Origin of the sequence: Bradyrhizobium genosp. SA-3 (assembly GCF_004212635.1) — a bacterium.
Lineage (GTDB): Bacteria > Pseudomonadota > Alphaproteobacteria > Rhizobiales > Xanthobacteraceae > Bradyrhizobium.
The window spans coordinates 1-3435 of sequence record NZ_PSRT01000273.1; the positions used below are offsets into that span (position 1 = coordinate 1).

Here is a 3435-nt window from a genome sequence, read left to right on the forward strand (position 1 = left end):
CAGCGGCCCGTGATTTCAGCCTCTTCATGTGCGGTACGCAGGCGTCAATCGCAAGCTGGTCCTTGGCCCAATGAGTACTGCCGATTTTGTTGACGGGGTACGGCTCAGTCGCGCGATTGTCCCAGATTGCGACGTCGCCTGATTTCCAATTCCAGCACAGGGTGTTCTGCGGGGCGGTGAGATAGGATTGCAGCAGTTCGAACAGTCTTTGGCTGGGATAGCGCTGCAGGCCGACAAAGTTGTGCACGGAACGACCGAGCGAGAGCATGCGTTCGCTGGTCTTGGGATGAACACGAACGATCGGATGTGTCGTTTCGTAGATCGTTCCGGTGGATACGCCGTCCCATGCGCTCTTGTTGGCTTCGGTGGCCCCCTCCGTCGCAGTGTGATCGAATGCGGCGCAGCGCACAGCCCAGAGGTTATCGGCAAGCATCCGCAGGGGATCGGGAAGGTCAAGATAAGCGGCCGCCGCGCTCGACCAAGCGATGTCCCCGCCAAAAGGCGGGATCGCTGCAGCCCGCAGCACTGAAATTGTTGGGCAGCCAGCACTGGAGACGTCGTCATCGTTCATCTGGTCGACATGACGGCAGGCGCCATCAGGGAGCGTCTTCCGGATTGTTAAGCCTCCCCTTGTGTCCACCATTGTGGGATTCGGTATCAGCGAGCCGAGCCGGAGCACAAACCGCCGTTGCTGGGCATCATCGAGTTGTCCCTGACCACGGAAGAAGATGACCTTATGCTCTAGCAGCAGCCGGTTAATGGCTATGATGACCTCGTCAGAAAAATCGTCCGAAAGCGTAATGTTCTTGATTTCGGCACCAAGCCGGTCCGCATGCTTGGTGATGTCTGCTCGCGGAATGACGTTATCAACGGTCATTGTGCCACTCATGACGGCGCCTCTCTCTGTGGATGTCTAAACAAAGCTCCGTGATTGGTAGTGACGCCTGGCGACGAACGCGACAAGGCTGTCTTGATGACACGCATCCGAATTGTCTCGGGGTGATCCACACCGCAGAATTAGCCGAGTGAATTTTGATACAGACCACCATCATCTTGGGATCTGGCTCCCTCTGCGTGCGGACACAGCCAGTGCGGTTCCGATCGAAGGACCACTCGCATATAACGCCATCAGATCGATTTGCAGCCTGATCAACAGTACAAATGATAGAGGCAATCCATGTCGAGTCCATGAAACGAAACCAGCTTTCTTTTCGATCTTGAGCAACGTTCGCTTCGTCTCCGAACTCGCCCTTGGAAAATCCTCAAATAACGATTGCGTCGTCACCTCACGCGACCGGCATGGCCTCATCCGCACGACAAGAATCGAACTCGTTCGCGGCCTGCGCTCGCGAGCGGATATGACAGGACGCCCCGCCTCGATTACCTAATCTATCTTAAGACGTATATTGTATATACAACTACCTGCACGAGTTCGCAATCACTTCCTCGCGACTTGGAGTTGTCCCATGCGCGTCGTCTTTTCGTCGACTGGTTTAGGGTGTTCTTCTTGCCAAGCAGGAAAGCCGCGCAAAATTTAAACGCTGCAACTCCCATTGCAGCTAAACAACGGGCTCAATCCCTCGATTTGCGAAATCTGCGCGCGTCACGGAATGCAGGTCGTCCGGGCTGTGAACCTGCGTTTTTTGGCGTAGATTTTCCTCACAGAGCGCAGCTTGTTTTTCGCTTCCTCGCAGTTGACCGCACAGAATAGAGACAGAGCGCGGACCGCGCAGGAATACCGTGCGGCCCCGAAACAATGCAGCGATTTCGCGCTCTCACATTGCAAGCCGCACTTCTGGGCAGGTTATTTTGCCCCACTATTGGCAGCACGACGCTGACAGCAGCATCGGATCCAAGATCATAAGCGGGGATCCATCTTCCAAATGATCGCCCTGTCTTTCCTCTAACAACTGAAAGGCGCGTGATCATGATCACACACGCACCAAAAATGCGGGATTTCAGAGAAGACGATGAAAGAATGCACCAGCTGCGCAACAACGCGCCCACGCGGCCGAGCCAACATGCAAGATGCACATGCCGCAACAAAGCCCGTTCAAAGCCTGGGGTTCGTCACAAGCCGCAGTACACTGTTAAGCTTGTGCAGACAAAGTTGGTCGTAAGCAGCTCGCGCCGCGCGAAATTGTGCTTTGAGTCTTGCTGGTCCGCTTGGCAGATCGGTGTCATTAGGCCGCTTAAGATAAGGGCTTCACCGGGCGGGGCGGTTAGCAGCTTGGCTCTGCGCGAGGAAGAAGGACGCGGGGCAGAACAGCGTTCAATTTGGATGCTCTCATAAAATTGAACGATGCCTGTTTATGGGCGGATGATTGGCTCCTCACGGAGCTCGGTGGAGTGGACGATGTCGCAGGAGGCTTTGGGATGACCCGGTGGATGCTTTGGAGGGCGACTAGTGACTCCGGCAAAGACGCAACCTGCTGAGCCTGGACCAACTAAGAACACTAAGCATCAACAGCTTTGACCAGAATACCGGCGCGATCTCCGGCACTTATACAAACAATGCAAGCAGCTGCGACGAACCTCGAACAGTAACCGGCTGGCTTGCTCAGCCCAATCAAGGCGCAGCCATCAGTTTTGCAGTGAACTTTGCCGGATGCGACTCGATGACCGCGGGGCAGCTCAATAGCGCGTGGGCTTTCAGGGCCTATGGCTGCTCTCGCTCGCAGAGCCGGTTATATGAATGGTATCAGCGCCGAGACCTTCACCTTCAAGGCTGGCGACAAGGCACAACTACGTTCCATTGGCGGCGTCGTGACCGAGAGCAGCGCAGGCGAGAAGCTCTGGAACACGAAGAAGAGCCCGAGTGACATCAAACTCGACTTGGTTAGCTTCGATACTGAAGCGGACAGCCAGCTAGTTCACAAGCAATCATGCGGCTGACGGGAACGATCCGCCCGGTGCATACGCGCGAACTGACTGCTGATCGCTTGTCAGTTGCGCGCCTCCCAGGCTCGCTGACGTCATGCGCGACCGACGACGCGACCGTTTTGACGCACTTGTTCGTCAAAGCTGCAGGATGGCGCAGGCTATACGACAAACAGGATGAGAGCGAAGTCTCAACTTGATCTCCGGCGCCCGGCAGGCTCTGCGATGCAAGCAGCCGAGGCTTTGCCCGTCTTCTCGCGCTTTCCGTTTGCCCTGCTCCGGGTTGGGTCGCTGATCAGGTCAGCTGCCGCGCATTGTATCACGTCACGCCTTCGCGCTCGATCACCACGAGCCTTCAGGGCCCGCTCCTGAAGATCTTTGGCGATTGTCCGGCACTCTCCGCGCGATCCGATACGAAGTCACAAACAGCGCTGCCTGTAGCAGTCGGAGGACCTCGCTTCGGCCGGTGTGACAGTGCGCGACAGATTGCTCAATGGTTCTAATCCGTCGACGCGACATCGTCAGGCCTGATATTTTTCCCTTGCGCCTCCTGCG

At 56.3% G+C, this 3435-nt stretch carries 2 protein-coding genes and 1 pseudogene; 2 read left to right on the forward strand and 1 reads right to left on the reverse strand.

Annotated elements, in window-relative coordinates; genetic code table 11:
* Positions 1-877: TauD/TfdA dioxygenase family protein (locus CWO91_RS41790; protein WP_245471543.1), on the reverse strand; the 877-nt coding region annotated here is incomplete at its 3' end.
* Positions 878-2492: 1615 nt separating this feature from the next.
* Between CWO91_RS41790 and CWO91_RS44905 the strand changes: the two are divergent.
* A pseudogene (locus CWO91_RS44905) lies at positions 2493-2567 on the forward strand (avidin/streptavidin family protein); the annotation flags it as partial.
* 124 nt (positions 2568-2691) lie between these two features.
* Positions 2692-2895, forward strand: coding sequence for a hypothetical protein (locus CWO91_RS44910; RefSeq protein WP_245471544.1), 204 nt, complete (start codon positions 2692-2694; stop codon positions 2893-2895).
* The last annotated feature ends 540 nt before the right edge of the window (positions 2896-3435 follow it).

Bases quoted from the DNA above. Each gene is read 5' to 3' on its own strand.
- CWO91_RS44910 (WP_245471544.1), top strand. From the start codon at position 2,692: ATGAATGGTATCAGCGCCGAGACCTTCACCTTCAAGGCTGGCGACAAG.